This window comes from Streptomyces venezuelae, from assembly GCF_008642315.1.
In the GTDB taxonomy this organism is placed as follows: Bacteria; Actinomycetota; Actinomycetes; order Streptomycetales; family Streptomycetaceae; genus Streptomyces; species Streptomyces venezuelae_D.
Genome location: NZ_CP029192.1, coordinates 6762262 through 6780499, shown reverse-complemented (window position 1 = coordinate 6780499; position 18238 = coordinate 6762262). Strand labels below are relative to the sequence as shown.

Annotated in this window: 16 protein-coding genes; 3 read left to right on the top strand and 13 right to left on the bottom strand. The window is 71.3% G+C overall.

What is annotated here, in order from left to right:
- The 9 genes from DEJ48_RS29805 to DEJ48_RS29765 all read right to left on the bottom strand — a co-directional run bounded on the left by DEJ48_RS29805 (position 1) and on the right by DEJ48_RS29765 (position 11946).
- The gene (locus tag DEJ48_RS29805) at positions 1 to 1212 is read right to left on the bottom strand and encodes a phosphoglycerate kinase (protein WP_150219287.1); all 1212 of its coding nucleotides are present in this window, start codon (positions 1210 to 1212) and stop codon (positions 1 to 3) included.
- 101 nt (positions 1213 to 1313) lie between these two features.
- On the bottom strand, positions 1314 to 2324 hold the full coding sequence (gene gap / locus DEJ48_RS29800) for a type I glyceraldehyde-3-phosphate dehydrogenase (protein WP_055566781.1): 1011 nt from the start codon (positions 2322 to 2324) through the stop codon (positions 1314 to 1316).
- A 189-nt stretch (positions 2325 to 2513) separates the two neighbouring features.
- On the bottom strand, positions 2514 to 5480 hold the full coding sequence (locus tag DEJ48_RS29795; protein WP_150219286.1) for a M14 family metallopeptidase: 2967 nt from the start codon (positions 5478 to 5480) through the stop codon (positions 2514 to 2516).
- 171 nt (positions 5481 to 5651) lie between these two features.
- Positions 5652 to 6641, bottom strand: a complete 990-nt coding sequence (gene whiA, locus DEJ48_RS29790) for a DNA-binding protein WhiA (RefSeq protein ID WP_150219285.1) — start codon at positions 6639 to 6641, stop codon at positions 5652 to 5654.
- Complete coding sequence (locus tag DEJ48_RS29785) at positions 6632 to 7654, bottom strand: uridine diphosphate-N-acetylglucosamine-binding protein YvcK (RefSeq protein ID WP_150219284.1); 1023 nt, start codon at positions 7652 to 7654, stop codon at positions 6632 to 6634. The genes whiA and DEJ48_RS29785 overlap by 10 nt, the downstream gene beginning before the upstream one ends.
- Positions 7651 to 8586, bottom strand: a complete 936-nt coding sequence (rapZ, locus tag DEJ48_RS29780; protein ID WP_150166520.1) for an RNase adapter RapZ — start codon at positions 8584 to 8586, stop codon at positions 7651 to 7653. Before rapZ ends, DEJ48_RS29785 begins: the two co-directional genes overlap by 4 nt.
- Positions 8583 to 10733: an excinuclease ABC subunit UvrC gene (uvrC, locus tag DEJ48_RS29775; protein ID WP_150219283.1), complete on the bottom strand. Its 2151-nt coding sequence runs from the start codon at positions 10731 to 10733 to the stop codon at positions 8583 to 8585. Before uvrC ends, rapZ begins: the two co-directional genes overlap by 4 nt.
- Before the next feature lie 36 nt (positions 10734 to 10769).
- Entirely contained in the window at positions 10770 to 11399 is a 630-nt protein-coding gene (locus DEJ48_RS29770) for a L,D-transpeptidase (RefSeq protein WP_150219282.1), read from the bottom strand.
- On the bottom strand, positions 11389 to 11946 hold the full coding sequence (locus tag DEJ48_RS29765; RefSeq protein ID WP_150219281.1) for a SigE family RNA polymerase sigma factor: 558 nt from the start codon (positions 11944 to 11946) through the stop codon (positions 11389 to 11391). Before DEJ48_RS29765 ends, DEJ48_RS29770 begins: the two co-directional genes overlap by 11 nt.
- Positions 11947 to 12070: 124 nt before the next feature.
- Here DEJ48_RS29765 and DEJ48_RS29760 point away from each other — a divergent pair, with 124 nt between their 5' ends.
- Complete coding sequence (locus DEJ48_RS29760; RefSeq protein ID WP_223832251.1) at positions 12071 to 13018, top strand: Ig-like domain-containing protein; 948 nt, start codon at positions 12071 to 12073, stop codon at positions 13016 to 13018.
- A gap of 68 nt (positions 13019 to 13086) precedes the next feature.
- On the opposite strand, the gene DEJ48_RS29755 is transcribed toward DEJ48_RS29760, so the two are convergent.
- Both DEJ48_RS29755 and DEJ48_RS29750 read right to left on the bottom strand, forming a co-directional pair.
- Entirely contained in the window at positions 13087 to 13923 is an 837-nt protein-coding gene (locus DEJ48_RS29755) for a hypothetical protein (protein WP_223832250.1), read from the bottom strand.
- 5 nt (positions 13924 to 13928) lie between these two features.
- Positions 13929 to 14630 carry a papain-like cysteine protease family protein gene (locus tag DEJ48_RS29750; RefSeq protein WP_150219280.1) on the bottom strand — a complete coding sequence of 234 codons (702 nt, stop codon included), beginning with the start codon at positions 14628 to 14630 and terminating at the stop codon, positions 13929 to 13931.
- 223 nt (positions 14631 to 14853) lie between these two features.
- Here DEJ48_RS29750 and DEJ48_RS29745 point away from each other — a divergent pair, with 223 nt between their 5' ends.
- Positions 14854 to 15813: a hypothetical protein gene (locus tag DEJ48_RS29745; RefSeq protein WP_150219279.1), complete on the top strand. Its 960-nt coding sequence runs from the start codon at positions 14854 to 14856 to the stop codon at positions 15811 to 15813.
- Between the two features lie 27 nt (positions 15814 to 15840).
- Here the strand turns inward: DEJ48_RS29745 and DEJ48_RS29740 are convergent, their stop codons facing one another.
- Entirely contained in the window at positions 15841 to 16266 is a 426-nt protein-coding gene (locus tag DEJ48_RS29740) for a Rieske (2Fe-2S) protein (protein ID WP_150219278.1), read from the bottom strand.
- 177 nt (positions 16267 to 16443) lie between these two features.
- Here DEJ48_RS29740 and DEJ48_RS29735 point away from each other — a divergent pair, with 177 nt between their 5' ends.
- Positions 16444 to 17400, top strand: coding sequence for a carbohydrate kinase family protein (locus DEJ48_RS29735; protein ID WP_150219277.1), 957 nt, complete (start codon positions 16444 to 16446; stop codon positions 17398 to 17400).
- 32 nt (positions 17401 to 17432) lie between these two features.
- On the opposite strand, the gene DEJ48_RS29730 is transcribed toward DEJ48_RS29735, so the two are convergent.
- Positions 17433 to 18197, bottom strand: coding sequence for a crotonase/enoyl-CoA hydratase family protein (locus DEJ48_RS29730; protein WP_150219276.1), 765 nt, complete (start codon positions 18195 to 18197; stop codon positions 17433 to 17435).
- Between the last annotated feature and the right edge of the window lie 41 nt (positions 18198 to 18238).

The following is an 18238-nucleotide window of genomic DNA, read 5'->3' as shown; positions in this document are numbered from 1 at the left end:
TCAGTTCTCCAGTGCGGCGAGGCCGGGGAGCGTCTTGCCCTCGAGGTATTCGAGGGAGGCGCCGCCGCCGGTCGAGATGTGGCCGAATGCGTTTTCGTCGAAGCCCAGGTTACGGACGGCCGCGGCGGAGTCGCCGCCGCCCACCACGGTGAAGCCGTCACAGTTGAGCAGCGCCCGCGCGACCGCGGCGGTGCCGTTCGCGTAGTCGGGGTGCTCGGCGACGCCGACCGGACCGTTCCAGAACACGGTCTCGGCGTCGGCGATCTTCTCGGCGAAGAGCTCCCGCGTCTTGGGGCCGATGTCCAGGCCCTCCATGTCCGAGGGGATGCCGTCCGCGTCGACCGTCTTGAAGTCGGCCGGGGCCTTCGTCTTCAGGTCGGGGAAGTCCGTGGAGACCAGCACGTCGACGGGGAGGACGAGCTCGACGCCGTTCTTCTCGGCGCGCTCCATGTACTCCGTGACGGTCGGGATCTGGTCCTCCTGGAGGAGGGAGATGCCGACCTCGTACCCCTTCGCCTTGAGGAAGGTGTACGCCATGCCGCCGCCGATGAGGAGCCGGTCGGCCTTGCCGAGCAGCTCGTCGATGACGGCGAGCTTGTCGGAGACCTTGGCGCCGCCGAGGATGACGGTGTACGGGCGCTTCACGTCCTCGGTGAGCTTCTTGAGGACGCCGACCTCGGTGGCGATCAGGTAGCCCGCGTAGTGCGGGAGCTTCGCCGGCAGGTCGTACACGGACGCGTGCTTGCGGTGCACGGCGCCGAAACCGTCGCCCACGTAGACATCGGCGAGGGCGGCCAGCTGATCGGCGAACTCGCCGCGCTCGGCGTCGTCCTTGGACGTCTCGCCGGCGTTGAAGCGGAGGTTCTCGACGACGGCGACCTGGCCGGGCTGCAGGCCGTTCACCGCGTCGTGCGCGGCGGGGCCGACGGTGTCCTGCGCGAACGCGACGGGCGCGCCGAGGAGTTCACCGAGCCGCTCGGCGGCGGGCAGCAGCGAGAAGGCCGGGTCCGGGGCGCCCTTGGGGCGGCCCAGGTGCGAGGCCACGACCACCTTGGCGCCCGCGTCGGCGAGGGCCTTGACGGTCGGCAGGACGGCGCGGATGCGGCCGTCGTCGGTGATGGTGGCGCCGTCGAGCGGCACGTTGAGGTCGGCGCGGACGAAGACCCGCTTGCCGTCGACTCCTTCGGCGAGAAGTTCGTCGATCGTCTTCATGAACTGGACTCCTTGGGTGGGCTGACGCGCAACAGGGCCCGGAGCGCGCCTCGTTGCGCGGTCCGGACCCTGTGCTCACATCTTGGTGCCTGCTCTGGTGACTAGAGCTGACCGCCGACGAAGACGGTGAGGTCGACGAGGCGGTTCGAGTAGCCCCACTCGTTGTCGTACCAGCCGAGGATCTTCACCGTCTTGCCCTCCTGGACCATGGTCAGGGAGGAGTCGAAGGTGCAGGACGCCGGGTCGCTGACGATGTCGGACGACACGATCGGGTCCTCGGTGTAGTAGAGGATGCCCTTCAGGTCGCCGTCGTCGGCGGCCTTCTTGAACGCGGCGTTGACCTCGTCCTTGGTGACCTCGCGCTGCAGCTCGACGACCAGGTCGGTGGCGGAGCCGGTCGGGACCGGGACGCGCATCGCGATGCCGTCGAGCTTGCCCTTGAGCTGGGGCAGGACCAGGGCGGTGGCCTTCGCGGCACCGGTCGTGGTCGGAATGATGTTCTCGGCGGCGGCGCGGGCGCGGCGCAGGTCCGAGTGCGGGAAGTCCAGGATGCGCTGGTCGTTGGTGTACGCGTGGACCGTGGTCATCAGGCCCTTGACGATGCCGAAGTTCTCGTCGAGAACCTTCGCCATCGGCGCCACGCAGTTGGTGGTGCAGGAGGCGTTGGAGATGACGTGGTGGTTGGCCGCGTCGTACTTGTCCTGGTTGACGCCCATCACGATCGTGATGTCCTCGTCCTTGGCCGGAGCCGAGATGAGGACCTTCTTGGCGCCGCCGGCGATGTGCTTCTCGGCGTCGGCCTTCTTGGTGAAGATACCGGTGGACTCGACGACCACGTCGACGCCCAGCTGGCCCCACGGGATGTCGGCGGGGTTGCGCTCGGACAGCACCTTGATGGTGTGGCCGTCGACGGTGATGGTGTCCTCGGTGTGCGACACCTCGGCCTTGAGGCGGCCCAGAATGGTGTCGTACTTCAGCAGGTGCGCCGTGGTCGCGGTGTCACCCAGGTCGTTGACAGCCACGATCTCGATGTCCGCACCCTGCTCCAGCAGCGCGCGGAAGTAGTTGCGACCGATGCGGCCAAAGCCGTTGATGCCTACGCGGATCGTCACGAAACCGATCTCCTCGTTGGTACGCCGGTTTTAGACGCCGGCGAGTTGTATGGGATGTCCCCGACCGCCTCCGACCCTACCTCTCTGAAGCCTCTGAGGTGACATCGAGAGGGGCCGTTGGCGGCACAAAGGCCCGTACCCCGCAGTAGGGGTACGGGCCACCGGGTCCTAGGTCCCGATTACGCAGTGTCAGCTGCGCAGATGTGCCAGGGAGGCGCCCATAAGAGCGGCCCTCCCGGCGTCTGTGGGCACGTGCTCGAAGCCGAAGCCGAGGAGCACGCTGTCACGCGCTGTGACCGCCGCGAAGGAGCGGAAGAGCTCCCCGGTCCGCGCCCAGTCGCCTGTGATATTGGGGCTTCCGGCCGGGGGCGGCGCGACGCTCCAGGTGCCGAGCGAGGTCTCGAATCCCTCGGTCTCCGTGGCGTTGCCGTTGATGACGATTTGTGCGTTGTCGGCGAAGAGGCCGCGACCTCCGGTGGAGGGGTCGGTGACGGAGCTGAGGGCCACCTCGATCTTCTTGCCCGCGTAGGGGCTGAGGTCGAAGGCGACGGGTTTCCAGCCGCCGGACGATCCGGTGAAGCTGTTCCAGGCGCCGCTGGTGCCGGACGCCGTGCAGGCGGTCGCGCCGACCGTCAGGTAGTGGCGCAGGAACGGGTGACCGTTGACGAAGAAGCCCGCCTCGCACTCGGCGGGGACGGCGGTGGACGAGTTGCCGTTCTTGTCGGGCAGCGTCGTCCAGTCGTCGGCTCCGGTGGTGTGCGCCTCCAGGAGGCCGTGGTCGTAGCCGGGCTCCAGGTTCCAGTTGAGGGCGAGACGCAGCTCGGGCGCGTCGGCCGCGGTGACGCCGGTCAGGTCGATGGTGCGGGTGAGCCGCTTCCAGTCCTGGTCGGCGTGGACGGCCGAGGCCATGCCCTGACCCGCGAAGGGCGCGTACGGGTTGGTGAGGCCGGGGTAGTCCCCCGCCGCGGCACTCTTGAACTGCGGGAACCGATCGGCGGGCAGCGTCTCGGAGGTGACGGCGAAGCGGCCTGCCTTGTCGAGCGGGTTGGTGTCGGCGGCGGCGAGCGGCGTGGTCACCCCGGAGAGTGCGCCGCTCCCCTTGAAGCTGGTGACCCCCGGCGCGTTGAGCCGCTGGTAGGCGCCCAGGTAGTACTGCGCGAAGTCGTCGGTGAGGGCTTCGCCGAGGTCGACGTTGCCGCCGGTGCGCTCGCCGGACTCGATGAGCTTGCCGCCCTCGTTGAGGTAGTCGCGCAGGGCGAGTTGGGTGGGCGCGCCGGGGACGGGGTCGCCGGTGTAGTGGACGACCGCGGAGAAGTGCGACAGGACGCCGAGCGGGTGCGGTACGCCCTGCTTGGCCACGTCCCAGACGGCGGCGGTGCGTCCGTTGGCCTTGATGGCGTCGACGTACTTCTGGGTCTGGGTGGCCGTCGCGCCCTCCTCGGCGACGACGAGCGTGTTCGCCTTGGGGCGCTCGGCGACGGTGTAGGTGAAGTGCTCGCTCTGGGTGCGGCCCTTCTTCGTACGACCGGTGAACCACACCTCGACCTTGTCGCCGACGCGCGCGTCCTCGATCTCGGCGCGGTACTCGTCGAAGTGGAGGTTGTCCTCGCCGCCGTAGGTCTCGCCGCCCTTCCAGGCCTTGAGGCCGTCGTCGATGGAGTGCGTGCGACCGCCGTTGACGCGGTAGTTGAGCTCCTTGTCGCGCACCGACTTGCGGGCGGTGACGGCGACTTCCTGGTCGCCTCCGCGGGCGTAGGAGGTGGTGAAGGAGTCGGGGGTGAAGTCGGGGGCCTCGATGCCGGTGACGGAGACCGGCTGGTCGGGGTGGAGTGCGGTCTCGGCGACGGCGAGCGCGAACGGGACGTTCTTGGCGAACTCCTGCTGGATCAGCTTCTCGTCGTCCGGGAAGGTGAAGATCGAACCGCAGTCCTCGGGCTTCCACGCGTCATTGGGGTCCACGTTCGACGCGGTCTGGCAGGTGGACATCTCCGGGGTGAACATCGAGAAGCCGTTGACGTTGCCCGCGTGCCCGTCGGCCTCGCCGTTGGTGGTGTAGAGCTCGGAGGACACCTGCGGGTGGTAGCCGGGGACGGCGGGCTTCTCCGGGGTGCCGTTCAGCGCCCGGTAGAGCACGTCGTCCGGGGTCGGCGTGGCGACCTGCCAGCCCACTCCGTAGAGGAGCAGTTCGGCCGCGGAGTGGTAGTTGATGCCGTACGTGAAGCCGATGCGCTTCTGGAAGCGGTCGAGCGCCTTGGTCTCGGGCTCGGACATCGCGCCCGTGCCGCGGTACGTCTCGGAGGACGGCTCGGGGGACGAGCCCTCGTTGTCGTAGCCCCACTTGTAGGCGAAGTTGCGGTTCAGGTCGACGCCGTCGCCCGGCGCGATCTTGCCGTCGCCGTCGACGTCGCGCAGGTTCTTGCGCCACTGGCGGTTGCCGTCGGCGGCGTGCGTGTAGTCGTAGCCGTCGGGGTTGGCGGAGAGCACGAACCACAGCTCGGTGGAGTTCACGAGCTTGGTGATGCGCTTGTCCTTGCCGTAGTTGTCCAGATAGTGGTGCATCAGGCGGCGGGTCATCTCGGGGGTGATCCACTCGCGCGCGTGCTGGTTGGACATGTACAGCGTGGAGGGCTTGGAGCCGTCCTTGGACTTCTTGGCGTTCTTGGAGAGCTTCAGGGCGAGGATGTCCTTGCCCTGGAGGGTCTTGCCGATGGAGACGACCTTGGTGATGCCGGGGTTCGCCTGCCCGGTCTTGACGATCTCCTCCTGGAGACCGCCCTTTCCGCTGTACGGCCGGTAGACGCCGTCCCCCGCGGCCTTGAGCCGCTTCTGCGTCGCCGCCGACACCTGGTGCTCGCTGAGCTCGACGCCCTTGCGCTCGATGTCCTTGGCCTGGCCCTCGGTCAGATACAGCTCGACGCGGGCGGTGCCGCTCTCGGGTGTCTGTCCTGCGAGTTCGTGGGCGTCCTGGCCGGCCTCGACGAGGATCGGTATCTGCTTCTTGGTGACTTCTGCCTGGTAGACCTGCACCGACGCCGGGTCGTCGGCGGCCGGGGCCTTGCCCGGGCCGCCGGCCTGGGCGTTCGGTGCGGCGGCGAGGCCGCCTAGGAGCAGTGCGCCGGTGGCGAGAACGGATCTCGCGCTCGCTCTTCGTCTCATGAGCCCCCCTTGCGGTTGTCCGACACAGATGTGCGGGATGCCAGGCTCGTGACAGTGCATGATCATGTCAATACGGCGAGTGGAGGCGTGCGAAAGCCGCCGGTGTCCTGTGGGACACCGGCGGCTCACGAGGTGTACGAGACTGCTCGGGGGACGTACGGGAGCGGCGGGTCAGACCGCCATGTTGTCCGCGAGCTCCTCGCTCAGGTTGGACTCCGTACCCGGAATGCCCAGGTCCTGGGCGCGCTTGTCGGCCATGGCGAGCAGGCGGCGGATGCGGCCCGCGACGGCGTCCTTGGTCAGCGCCGGGTCGGCGAGCGCGCCCAGCTCCTCCAGGGAGGCCTGCTTGTGCTCCATGCGCAGGCGTCCGGCGGCCGCGAGGTGCTCAGGCACCTCGTCGCCGAGGATCTCCAGGGCGCGCTGCACCCGGGCGCCCGCGGCGACGGCCGCACGGGCCGAGCGGCGCAGGTTCGCGTCGTCGAAGTTGGCGAGGCGGTTGGCGGTGGCCCGCACCTCACGGCGCATCCGCCGCTCCTCCCAGGCGAGCACCGATTCGTGTGCACCCAGACGGGTGAGCAGCGCGCCGATCGCGTCTCCGTCGCGTACGACCACGCGGTCCACGCCGCGCACCTCGCGGGCCTTGCTCGCGATCTGCAGCCTGCGCGCGGCGCCGACCAGCGCGAGCGCGGCCTCCGGACCCGGGCAGGTCACCTCCAGGGAGGAGGACCGGCCGGGCTCGGTCAGCGAGCCGTGGGCGAGGAACGCGCCGCGCCACGCCGCCTCCGCGTCGCAGGTGGCCCCCGAGACCACCTGCGGCGGCAGGCCCCGGATGGGACGGCCGCGGCCGTCGACGAGACCCGTCTGGCGGGCCAGCTGGTCGCCGCCCGCGACGACCCGGACCACATAGCGCGAGCCGCGCCTGAGGCCGCCGGGGGCCATCACGATCAGCTCCGAGCTGTGCCCGAAGATCTCCAGGATGTCCCGCTTGAGCCGCCGGGCGGCCATCGCGGTGTCCAGCTCCGCCTCGATCACGATGCGGCCGCTCACCAGGTGAAGGCCGCCCGCGAACCGCAGGATCGCCGAGACCTCTGCTTTTCTGCAGCAGGTCCGGGTGACGGGGAGCCGGGAGATCTCGTCCTTCACCGCTGCCGTCATCGCCATGGGCCGATCCTTCCATGCATCCGAAAAATACGGTCGTACGCGGCTGCCAGGAGCTCCGGGTCGTGCCTCGGAGTCCCGTCGGGCCGGGCCACCGGCGCCAGCTCGACCGTGGCACCGAGCCGCTTGGCGGCATCGGTCAGTGACTCACGGTCGGGCACGGCGGCCTCGTCGGCCAGCACCACGTCCAGGGCGAGTTTAGGGGCGTGTCGGGCCAAAACCTCCAAATGACGCTGCGGAGAGAACCCTTCGGTTTCTCCCGGTTGCGGCGCGAGGTTGAGCGAGAGGACCTTGCGGGCCTTCGTCTCGGTGAGCGCGTCGAGCAGTTCGGGGACCAGCAGGTGCGGGATCACCGAGGAGAACCAGGAGCCGGGACCGAGGACCACCCAGTCCGCGTCGAGCACGGCGGCGACCGCTTCGGGGACCGCCGGCGGGTCGTGCGGGACGACGTGCACGGACTGGACCTCGCCCGGCGTCAGGGCGACCGTGGCCTGCCCGGCCACGGTGTCCACGTCGTCGGGCCGCTCCGGGTCGTGGCCCTTGACCAGGGCCTGGAGCTCCAGCGGCACGGCCGACATCGGCAGCACCCGGCCCTGCGCCCCGAGCAGCCTGCCGACCAGGTCGAGCGCCTGCACATGGTCGCCGAGCTGCTCCCACAGGGCGACGATCAGCAGATTGCCGACCGCGTGCTCGTGCAGGTCGCCCTTGGACTGGAAGCGGTGCTGGATGACGCGGGACCAGGTCTGGCCCCAGTCGTCGTCACCGCAGAGCGCGGCGAGGGCCTTGCGCAGGTCGCCGGGCGGCAGCACGCCCAGCTCGTCGCGGAGCCGGCCGCTTGAGCCGCCGTCGTCGGCGACGGTGACGACGGCGGTGAGGTCACCCGCTCCGGTGATGCGGCGCAGCGCGGCGAGCGAGGCGGACAGGCCCATGCCACCGCCGAGGGCGACCACCTTGGGCTGGGTGCCCCTCTTGCGGCCCAGCCTGCTCAGGCGGACGCTCCGGCGGTACGAGGTCATTCGCGCCCCATGTCCCGGTGGACGATGACCGTCTCCACGCCCTCGGACGCCAGGCGCGCCGCGAGCTTCTCCGACATGGCGACCGAACGGTGCTTGCCGCCGGTGCAGCCGACCGCGATCGTCACGTAGCGCTTGCCCTCGCGGCGGTAGCCCGCGGCGATGAGCTGGAGCATCTCCGCGTACCTGTCGAGGAACTCCTTGGCGCCGGGCTGGTTGAAGACGTACGCCGCCACCTCTTCGTTGAGGCCGGTGTACTGGCGCAGCTCGGGGACCCAGTGGGGGTTCGGCAGGAAGCGCATGTCCACGACCAGGTCGGCGTCGACCGGCAGACCGTACTTGAAGCCGAAGGACATGACGGTGGCCCGCAGCTCGGGCTCCTCCTCGCCGGCGAACGAGGCGTCCATCTTGGCGCGCAGCTCGTGCACGTTCAGGCTGGAGGTGTCGATGACCAGGTCGGCGTCGCCGCGCAGCTCGCGCAGCAGGTCGCGCTCGGCCGCGATGCCGTCGACGATGCGGCCGTCGCCCTGCAGCGGGTGCGGGCGGCGGACCGACTCGAAGCGGCGGACCAGGGCCTCGTCGGAGGACTCCAGGAACACGATGCGCCGGGTGACGTTCTTCGACTCCAGCTCGGCGAGGGACTCGCGGAGGTTGTCGAAGAACCGCCTGCCCCGCACGTCGACGACGACCGCGATGCGGGCGACGTTGCCCTGCGAGCGGGCGCCGAGCTCCACCATCGTGGGGATCAGCGCGGGCGGCAGGTTGTCGACCACGAACCAGCCGAGGTCCTCCAGGCACTTCGCGGCGGTGCTGCGTCCGGCGCCGGACATGCCCGAGATGATCACCAGCTCGGGAATCGCGGCGTCCGGGACGGCCGGCGTCTCCATGGGCGTGCCCGCACTCACTTGCTCTCCACCTTCGTCGTGCTCGGTCATGTCTCCTGCCCCCGTCGTTCTTCCGGGGTGCCCGCGGTCACGGGCTCCCCGCTCCCATTCTCCCCGGGCGCGGCCCCGGCGGGCGGCACCCGGTCCTCTTCGGCCACGGCGAGCGGCTCGTCGGGGATCGGCTCGTCGGCGGTCGGTTCCTGTTCGACCGCGTCGATCGGATCGTCGTCGTCCAGGATCTCTCCGGTGGTCATGTTGACCGCGGGCGCGGCGGGTGCCGTCCGGGCGAGTGCCACCGCGATGGCCTCGGCCGTCTTGCGGCCCACTCCCGGCACCTCGCAGATCTGGTCGATCGTCGCGGCCCGCAGCCGCTTCACCGAACCGAAGTGCTTGATCACCGTCCGTTTCCTGGCGTCGCCGAGGCCGCGCACCTCGTCGAGCGGTCCGGCCTTGAAGCGCTTGGCCCGCTTGGTGCGCTGATAGGTGATGGCGAAGCGGTGCGCCTCGTCACGTACCCGCTGGAGCAGATACAAGCCCTCGCTCGTGCGCGGCAGGATGACCGGGTCGTCCTCGTCGGGGACCCAGACCTCCTCCAGGCGCTTGGCGAGGCCGCACACCGCGATGTCGTCGATGCCGAGCTCGTCCAGGGCCCGCTTGGCGGCGGCGACCTGCGGCTGCCCGCCGTCGACCACGACGAGCTGCGGCGGATACGCGAACCGCTTGGGGCGGCCGTCCTCCTCGGTGGGTCCGAGGTCGGTGACCTCACCGGTCTCCTCGTCCACCCACTCCCCGCTCCGCTCCTTCTCGGCGAGGTAGCGCTTGAAGCGGCGCGTGATCACCTCGTGCATGGAGCGGACGTCGTCCTGGCCCTCGAAGCCCTTTATCTGGAAGCGGCGGTACTCGCTCTTCCTGGCGAGGCCGTCCTCGAAGACGACCATCGACGCCACGACGTCGTCGCCCTGGAGGTGCGAGATGTCGTAGCACTCGACGCGCAGCGGGACACTGTCCAGCTCCAGGGCGGCGGCGATCTCCTCCAGCGCGCGCGAGCGCGTGGTGAGGTCGGAGGCGCGCTTGGTCTTGTGCAGGACGAGGGACTGCTGCGCGTTGCGCGCGACGGTCTCCATGAGGGCCTTCTTGTCGCCGCGCTGCGGGATGCGCAGCGAGACGCCGGCGCCGCGGCGCTCGGTCAGCCACTCCTGGACGGGCTCTATGGGGTCGGGCAGCGCGGGGACGAGCACCTCCTTGGGCACGGCGTCGCCGCGCTCCTCCCCGTACAGCTGCTGGAGGGCGTGCTCGACGAGGTCGCCGCTGGTGACCGCCTCGACCTTGTCCGTGACCCAGCCGCGCTGGCCGCGCACGCGTCCGCCGCGGACGTGGAAGATCTGCACGGCGGCCTCCAGCTCGTCCTCGGCGAGGGCGATGAGGTCGGCGTCGGTGGCGTCGGCGAGGACGACGGCGCTCTTCTCCATGGCCTTCTTGAGGGCCTCGATGTCGTCGCGCAGGCGTCCCGCCCGCTCGTACTCCATCTCCTCGGCCGCCTCCGTCATCTGCCGCTCCAGACGGCGGATGTACGTGTTCGTGCGGCCGCCCATGAAGTCGCAGAAGTCCTCGGCGAGTTCGCGGTGTTCCTCGGGCGTGACGCGCTCCACGCAGGGCGCCGAGCACTTGCCGATGTAGCCGAGCAGGCAGGGGCGGCCGGTGCGGGTGGCGTTCTTGAACACGCCCGCGGAGCACGTGCGGACCGGGAAGGCGCGCAGGAGCAGGTCGACGGTGTCGCGGATCGCCCACGCGTGGCCGTAGGGCCCGAAGTAGCGCACGCCTTTCTTCTTGGCGCCGCGCATCACCTGCACGCGCGGGAACTGCTCGTTCATCGTCACCGCGAGGTACGGATAGCTCTTGTCGTCGCGGTACTTGACGTTGAACCGGGGGTCGAACTCCTTGATCCAGGTGTACTCCAGCTGGAGCGCCTCGACCTCGTTGGTGACGACCGTCCACTCGACGGAGGCGGCCGTCGTCACCATGGAGCGGGTCCGCGGGTGGAGGCCCGCCAGGTCCTGGAAGTAGTTGGCCAGGCGCTGGCGCAGGCTCTTGGCCTTCCCGACGTAGATCACCCGGCGGTGCTCGTCGCGGAATTTGTAGACCCCCGGGGCGTCGGGGATCTGTCCCGGCTTGGGGCGGTAGCTGGAAGGGTCGGCCATGTCGGACAGCCTACTGGCGGCCGCTGACAGTACGGGTCAGCGAGCGGGACGGCCGGTGCGGACGGTGATCACGTCGCCGGGTTCGACGCTCTCGTGGAACGTGCGGGCGTCGTCCTCGCGCAGGCCGATCCAGCCCTTGGTGACGTCCATGTGGCCCGGGGCCTTCTCGTTGTAGGTCAGCGCGACGACGTAGTTGGTGCCTCCGTCGGGGGTGCGCAGTTCGACGACCCAGGGCAGCGTCAGGTCGTAGTCGTCGAGGCTCACGTTCTCCCCTGTCATGCGCTTCTTGGGGTACGTGGCGACGACCGTCATCCGGCCGGTGGGGGTCGGGTGCGCGGAGGTGCCCGCGGAGACCGGCAGCTCCCGTCCTTCGAGGGTCATGCGGTGCCGGGACAGGTCGACGGTGGCGGCGGGCGCGCGGGCGCTGTCCGTGGCGACGGGGGCCGGTTTCCTGTGCGGCCGGGGGCCGTCGTCGGGGCCGGTCAGGAGTCCGGCGACGACGGTCACGGCCACGGCCGCCGTGGCGAGGGTCGCTCCCGCGGCCGCGGCTCGGCGGCGGCGTCCGCGCAGCACGGCGCGGCGGCGGATCTCGGCGCCGGACACGGGCGGCGGCGTCGCGCGGTCGGCCGCCAGGTCGTGGAGCGCCGAGGTCAGGTCATCGGGCACGGCCACTCTCCTTCGCGCTCCGCCCGTCGCCGTCGTCGCGGGCACCGGTCGCGTCCCGTCCCGCCGGCTCGGCGTCCGACCAGGACAACTGCGCGGCGAGCGCCGCCCGGCCGCGCGAGAGGCGGGCCTTGACCGTCCCGACGGGCGAGCCGGTCTCGGAGGCTACCTGCTCGACGCTCAGGTCGCACAGATGGTGCAGGACGACCGCGGTGCGCTGCGCCTCGGGGAGGGTGCGCAGCGCCTGCACGAGGGCCGTGTGTTCGGGTCCTGGACCGGGGACGCGATCGGCGGGCGGGTTCCTGCGCACCAGGTCGACCCAGCGCCTGGCCCGGCGCCAGCGGCTCACGGCCAGGCGCATGGCGACCGTGCGGATCCAGGCCTCGGGGGCCTCGTCGGCGAGGAAGCTCCGGCGGCGGTCCCAGGCCCGTACGAACGCCTCCTGGACGACGTCCTGCGCCTCGCCGTGGTCACCGGTCAGCGCGTACAACTGGCCGACCAGACGCGGGAAGGCAGCGGCGTAGAACGCGTCGAACTCGTCCTCCGTCATGCCCCGCGCCCCCGTCCGGCCCCGCCGGATCACCTGTTCTGGAAATTCCCGCACCTGGCGTGCAACCCGCCGCCTCTCCCGTGCGTACAGGTCGCGTATATCGAAACACAGCCCAGGGGGACCGATGACCACAGGAATGACGACGAGGCGCGCCACGCGCGCGTGGGGGGCCGCGGTGCTCTGTTCGCTCGCGCTCGCGGGCTGCTCCGCGCAGGGCGGGGCGGACGAGGGCCGGGCGTCGGACCCGAAGCCCGCGCCGACCTCGGCGGACCGCGCGGCCGCCCGGCAGGAGCCCACGAAGAGGCCCGCGCCGGATCCCGCCGCGCTCAAGAACGTGCGGGTCAACGTCGCGGACGGGCAGACCGTCGGCGTAGGCATGCCGATATCGCTCACCTTCGACCGTCCGGTGCCGGAGGCGGAACGGGCCGCGGTCGAGCGGCGCCTGAAGGTGACGACGGACCCCGGCGTGACGGGGTCGTGGAGCTGGGTGAAGGACCGGAACCTGCACGACGGCCAGCGCGTCGACTACCGGCCGCGCGAGCCGTGGAAGCCCGGCACGAAGGTCACCGTCCGTGCGGGCTCGCGGACCACCCGGACGTTCGACGTGGGCCGTTCGCTCGTCGCCACGGTGGACGTCCGGACGCACACCATGAAGGTGGTGAAGGACGGCAGGACGCGCGAGGTGAAGGTGACCGCGGGCGCCCCGGGCATGGACACCTGGAACGGCACGATGGTCGTCCTCGACAAGCAGTCCCGGGTCCTCATGGACTCACGGACCGTGGGCTACGGAAAGGCCTACAAGGACTACTACAACTACGCGGTGCACCTGACGACTTCGGGCACGTACCTGCACGAGAACCCGAACGCGAACGCCACCGCCGGGGAAAGCAACGTCACGCACGGCTGCATAGGCCTGGCCACCGACGGGACCGCGCGGCGCTTCTACGCAGAGGTGATCCCCGGCGACATCGTCCGGGTCGTCGGCTCCAAGGAGACCGTGGCGCCGGGCAACGGGTACGGGGGCTGGAACGTGGACTGGGAGCGGTGGCGGGCGGGCAGCGCACTGAGCTGAAGCCGGTCCCGTGGTCCGAACGGACGGTACGGAGCGGCGGCCGGCGTCCCGGCCGCCGCTCCCCCGGATCAGCCCCGCTGCCGGGCGCCGCGGCGTCGGACGAGTGCGGCTCCGGAGAGGCCGAGGGCGACCAGTGCCCCCGCGCCCGCCAGCGACGAGGCGACCGTGACCGGCCCGCCGTCGTCCGTCTTCGGTCCCTGCGCGGGCTCCTCGTAGCCGCCCGCCTTGCCCGACTTCTCGTACGAGGAGCCCGGCAGCTTGTCGGCGTACGCCTTCCGCACGCGCTCGCGGTAGGCGGCGACCCAGGTGCCCTTGGCGCCCACGGCACGTACCGCGTCCTTGTCGAGGGGCAGCACGCGCGCGTGGGCGTCGTCCCGGCCGTCCAGGACGTACCAGGCGTTGATCTGCGGCTCGTGGAAGACGGTGCCTCCGGGGGCCTTCTTCGCGCCCACGCGCGCGTAGTGGGTCTCGTCGTCTCCGGTGGCGATGTTCACGACCTGCCAGGCGCCGCCCTGCCGGACGGTCCACAGGGACGCCTCCTGGCCGTCGGAGGAGACCGCCTTGCTGGCGAGGAACTCCATACGGGCGATGGGTGCGCCCTTCTTGCCCGCGACGAAGTCCGCGGAGAGGTAGTACACGGGCACGGTCCCGCCCTCGACGCGCGGGTCGGCCGCGGCCTTGGCGACCGCTCCCTCCCTCGCGAAGAAGCGGGAGAGCGTGTCGAGGTTCTCGGGCGCCTCCGCCGCCCGGTGCGCGGCGTCCCGGGACGCGGCGGAGGGCGCGGCGGGGCGGGTGTCGGCGGAGGCCGCGGGGGCGGCCAGACCGAGGAGCAGCGTGGCGGCGGTGCCCGCGAGCGCGGCTCTCACCAGCCGGCCGGACAGGGGGTGGGAAAGGTGACGGGTCATCGCTGTCACGCCCCGATCCGGTAGAGCGAGTGGGTCCAGGAGAAGGTGTTGTTGTCGACGTACCAGGCGTGCGAGGCCCAGTTGTAGCGGTCGTTGGAGGGCCAGGGGTCGCCCCAGTAGACCCAGCTGCTCGCGTCGTCGTAGCCGTACAGGACGTGCATGTGACCGCCGCCGTTGGACCACTGGATGCGGGTCTCCACCGGGCGGCCCGCGTCGATCTCGGCCTTCACGGTCGGATAGCGCAGCCATCCGGTGACGTACGAGCCGGAGTTGATGCCCGCCCAGCGCAGGCCGTTCTGCACGTTGCCGAGGGTGGCCTGGTTGTTGGGGCACTCGGTGTTCTGGTTCCGCCCGAAGGCGGCGTTGCAGAACTGGTTCTGGCTGTAGTTGCGGCCCATGTAGGTCGCGATGGTGTTGCCGCCCGCGGCCCAGCACCAGTTGGTCTTCTGCTGGGCCTGCATGGTGATGTTCAGCCGCTTGGCGGCGAGAACGGACGGACCGGCGGCGTTCTTGCCTGTGCTGGAGTCCGTGGTGGTGCCGCTCGCCGTGCGGGCCTCGGGCGCGGCCGACGTGGCGGGGGCGGTGTCGAGCGGGGCTGCCGTGGCCGTGGCCACCGGCGCGGCGAACAGGGCCGCCGTGACGACGGCGAGCGCGGAAAGACATCTCTGTCTGCCGGCGCCGCCGCTCCTGCTGTGTGGTGAGCGCATCGCGTTCCTCCCGTGCGGGTGGGGTTGGAGGAGCGCGTCCGGACGCTTCGATTGAGCATCAAGTGTTGTCGGGTGCAGGTCAACACGCTTCAATGCGGAATTACTTGGGCCGTGAACGGCGGCGTACGGATGTGAACGCGGGCCGTGCGTCCACCTGGCAGCCCGCCCCCACCGGCGCGAACGCCGGAACGGCAGATGTGAACGTTCACAAGAGGAGCCCGTTTTGCGGCACGGCACACCACGCGCGGCGGAACCCGGACCCGAGGCGCCCGCGGACCTGGAGGCCGCCCTGCGCACCGGTCCCTTCCACCTCGCCCTGCGCACCGCTATCGCCACGCGGCGCCTGCCCCTGCAGCGCATACGCCACCATCTGGTCCGGCACGGCGTCAACGTAGGGGTGACGAGCCTCAGTTACTGGCAGCAGGGCGCCCGCCGGCCGCAGCGCCCCGAGTCCCTGCGCGCCGTACGCGCCCTGGAGGAGATCCTCCAGCTCCCGGAGGAGTCACTGATCAGGCTGCTCGTGCGGCCGGCCGAGCGCGCCGACCGGGCCAGGCCCGCCGCCCGCTCGTACCGCTCCCTGGTGGAGGCGTCCGACGTGCTGCGCTCCCTCCTGACCGACCTCGGCTCGCCGGTCGACGGTGGACTGCATACGATCGGCCACCACGAACGCGTACGGATCGGGGCGGAACGCGAGATGCTCGGCCGCGATTCACAGCACATCGTGCGCGCCCACCGGGACGGCGTCGACCGCTACGTGGCCATCCACCACGGCGATCCCGGGTGCGCCCCCGACCGCGTCCGGGTGCTCGCCCTGGAGAACTGCCGTACGGGCAGGGTGCGCTGGCACAAGGGCACGGGGGTGCTGGTCGCCGAGCTGCTCTTCGACGCCCGGCTGCGCGCGGGCGACACGCATCTGTTCGGCTACGGCTTCGAGGACGGCACGGCCGGGGCCGCCACTGAGTACATGCGCGGCTTCACCTACGCGGGCGGGCAGTACGCACTGCAGATCCGGTACGACGAGACGGCGCTGCCCGTACGCTGCCACCGCTTCACCCAGCACTCCGCCGCGGCCCCGCGCGGCGGCCGCCAGGAGCTGACGCTGAGCGGCAACCACCGGTCGGTGCACGTGGTCGAGCCGCAGGTGCGGGCGGGGATCCTGGGAATCGCGTGGGACTGGGAGTGAACCCGGGCCCACGGCCGCGACGGGGTCCTACGCCTTCTTCACCGGACCCGCGATGATCTTGCCGTTGGCCACCTTCACCGGCACCTCGGGAAGCGGCTCGTTGGCCGGCTCGTGCAGCACCTTGCCGTTGGTGGCGTCGAACTCGCTGCCGTGACACTGGCAGACCAGCTTGTGCCCCTCCAGGTTCTGGATGGGGCAGCGCGCGTGGGTGCAGATCGTGCTGTACGCCTTGTACTCGTCGTCGGAGATCCGGCTGACCACGACATTGCTGTCCTTGTACAGCTTCGACGCGCCCACCTTCACGTCGTCGGCCTTCCCGAGGTCCACCGGCGCGGTCGGCGCCGACCGGTTCGACCCGTCGCCGGACGAGCAGGCGGTGAGCCCGAGTCCGACGGCCGGGGCGAGAGCGGCGGCCCGCAGCACGGTACGGCGGGCGTGGGGGGTGCCGGACATGGTGTCTCCACAGGTCAGGAGGGCATCGGTGACGGATCAGACCATACCGGTGCACCGGGTTCCGACCGGGTCGGGCACGACCGTGCCCGAGTCCTGCCCGGTTCCGCACGCGGCCCCGCGGACGGCCTAGCCTGGGCGCGGCGAGCCCACCCGGACGGTGCCCGAGAGGAATGACCCGTGATTGTCGTCGCAGGAGAGGCCCTGATCGACCTCGTACCGCAGGACGCGGGCGGGGAGCCGGACAGTGCGCGGCGGGCCGGCGAGGACGGAGGCGCGGGGCTGCCCGCGCTCGCGCCGCGCCTCGGCGGCGGCCCGTACAACACCGCCGTGGCGCTCGGCCGGCTCGGCTCCCCCGTGGCCTTCTGCTCACGCGTCTCCCGGGACGCGTTCGGCGAGGCGCTGCTGGACGGGCTGCGTGCGGCCGACGTCGACGTGACGTCCGTGCAGCGCGGTCCCGAGCCGACGACGCTCGCCGTCGCCTCGATCGGCGCGGACGGCTCGGCGGGGTACTCCTTCTACGTCGAGGGCACGGCCGACCGCCTCTTCGAAGCGCCCGACCACGGCTCCCTTCCCGACGGGGTGCGGGCGATGTCGTTCGGCACCTGCTCGCTCGTCCTTGAACCGGGCGCGAGCGCGTACGAGGGGCTGATGCGGCGGGCGGCGGCGAGCGGTGTCTTCACGGCACTCGACCCGAACGTCCGCGCCGGTCTGATCCCCGACGCGGACGCCTACCGCACGCGCTTCAAGAGCTGGCTGCCGTCGGTGACGCTGCTCAAGCTGTCGCGGGAGGACGCCGAGTGGCTCGGCGGCACTCCGCACGAGTGGCTGGCCGCCGGGCCCGCGGCCGTGGTGGTCACGCACGGCGGGGACGGTCTGGCGCTGTACACCCGGGACGGTACGGAGCTGCGCGTGCCCGGCGAGAAGGTCGACGTCGTCGACACGATCGGCGCGGGCGACACCGTCAACGCGGCGCTGCTGCACGGCCTTCACGCCCGGGACGCGCTGTCGGACGGGGCGCTGGCCGGTCTCGGCGCGGAGGGCTGGACCGACGTGCTGCGGTTCGCGGCGCGCGCGGCGGCACTCACGTGCTCCCGGGCGGGCGCGGAGCCGCCTTACGCGGCGGAACTGGGCTGAGCGGACCCCGGTCGGCCGCGCAGCCGTGTCCGTCAGCGCCCGTTGAACGACCCGTGCCGGCCCGCCCCCGCCGCGAACCGTGCCGCTCCTTGTGCCGCGTCGGCCAGGGAGTGCAGGCCGTGGGCCAGCTCGCCCGCCATCGCCTCCTCCTCGGGCAGACCGCTCTGTTCGAGCAGGGAGAGCCGGTCACGCCGCATGCAGGTCTGCGGGAACGCGGCGATCTCGGCGGCGAGGCGCTCGGCGGCGGCACGTGAGGTTCCCGTGGGCACGGTCCGGTTGACCAGGCCCATGCCGAGCGCCTCCGCGGCGCCCACCGGGCGGCCGGTCAGGATCAGGTCGAGGGCGCGCCCCTCGCCGATCAGCCGGGGCAGTCGCACCGTCCCGCCGTCGATGAGCGGGACGCCCCAGCGACGGCAGAACACCCCGAGGACGGCGTCCTCTTCGGCGACGCGCAGGTCGCACCAGAGGGCGAGTTCGAGGCCGCCCGCGACGGCGTGGCCGGAGATCGCCGCGATCACCGGTTTCGTCAGGCGCATCCGGGTGGGGCCCATGGGGCCGTCCCCGTCCTCGGTGACCGTGTTGCCGTCGGGGGTGCCGATGGCCTTGAGGTCCGCGCCCGCGCAGAAGGTGCCGCCCTCGCCCCACAGCACGGCGACGGAGGCCTGCGGGTCGGCGTCGAAGGCGCGGAAGGCGTCGGCGAGCGCGCGGGCGGTGGGCCCGTCGACAGCGTTCCGCGCGGCGGGGCGGGACAGCACGATGGTGGTGACGTGGCCTGCGCGTTCGCTGCGTACGGGCATGGGGCAAGCCGACCATGGAACGGGCTGCCGGACAAGGAGTG

Bases quoted from the DNA above. Each gene is read 5' to 3' on its own strand.
- DEJ48_RS29755 (WP_223832250.1), bottom strand. From the start codon at position 13,923: ATGACCCGTCACCTTTCCCACCCCCTGTCCGGCCGGCTGGTGAGAGCC.
- DEJ48_RS29765 (WP_150219281.1), bottom strand. From the start codon at position 11,946: ATGACGGAGGACGAGTTCGACGCGTTCTACGCCGCTGCCTTCCCGCGT.
- rapZ (WP_150166520.1), bottom strand. From the start codon at position 8,586: ATGACCGAGCACGACGAAGGTGGAGAGCAAGTGAGTGCGGGCACGCCC.
- DEJ48_RS29740 (WP_150219278.1), bottom strand. From the start codon at position 16,266: ATGTCCGGCACCCCCCACGCCCGCCGTACCGTGCTGCGGGCCGCCGCT.
- DEJ48_RS29750 (WP_150219280.1), bottom strand. From the start codon at position 14,630: ATGCGCTCACCACACAGCAGGAGCGGCGGCGCCGGCAGACAGAGATGT.
- DEJ48_RS29785 (WP_150219284.1), bottom strand. From the start codon at position 7,654: ATGACCTCGTACCGCCGGAGCGTCCGCCTGAGCAGGCTGGGCCGCAAG.
- whiA (WP_150219285.1), bottom strand. From the start codon at position 6,641: ATGGCGATGACGGCAGCGGTGAAGGACGAGATCTCCCGGCTCCCCGTC.
- uvrC (WP_150219283.1), bottom strand. From the start codon at position 10,733: ATGGCCGACCCTTCCAGCTACCGCCCCAAGCCGGGACAGATCCCCGAC.
- DEJ48_RS29805 (WP_150219287.1), bottom strand. From the start codon at position 1,212: ATGAAGACGATCGACGAACTTCTCGCCGAAGGAGTCGACGGCAAGCGG.
- DEJ48_RS29760 (WP_223832251.1), top strand. From the start codon at position 12,071: ATGACCACAGGAATGACGACGAGGCGCGCCACGCGCGCGTGGGGGGCC.
- DEJ48_RS29730 (WP_150219276.1), bottom strand. From the start codon at position 18,197: ATGCCCGTACGCAGCGAACGCGCAGGCCACGTCACCACCATCGTGCTG.
- DEJ48_RS29795 (WP_150219286.1), bottom strand. From the start codon at position 5,480: ATGAGACGAAGAGCGAGCGCGAGATCCGTTCTCGCCACCGGCGCACTG.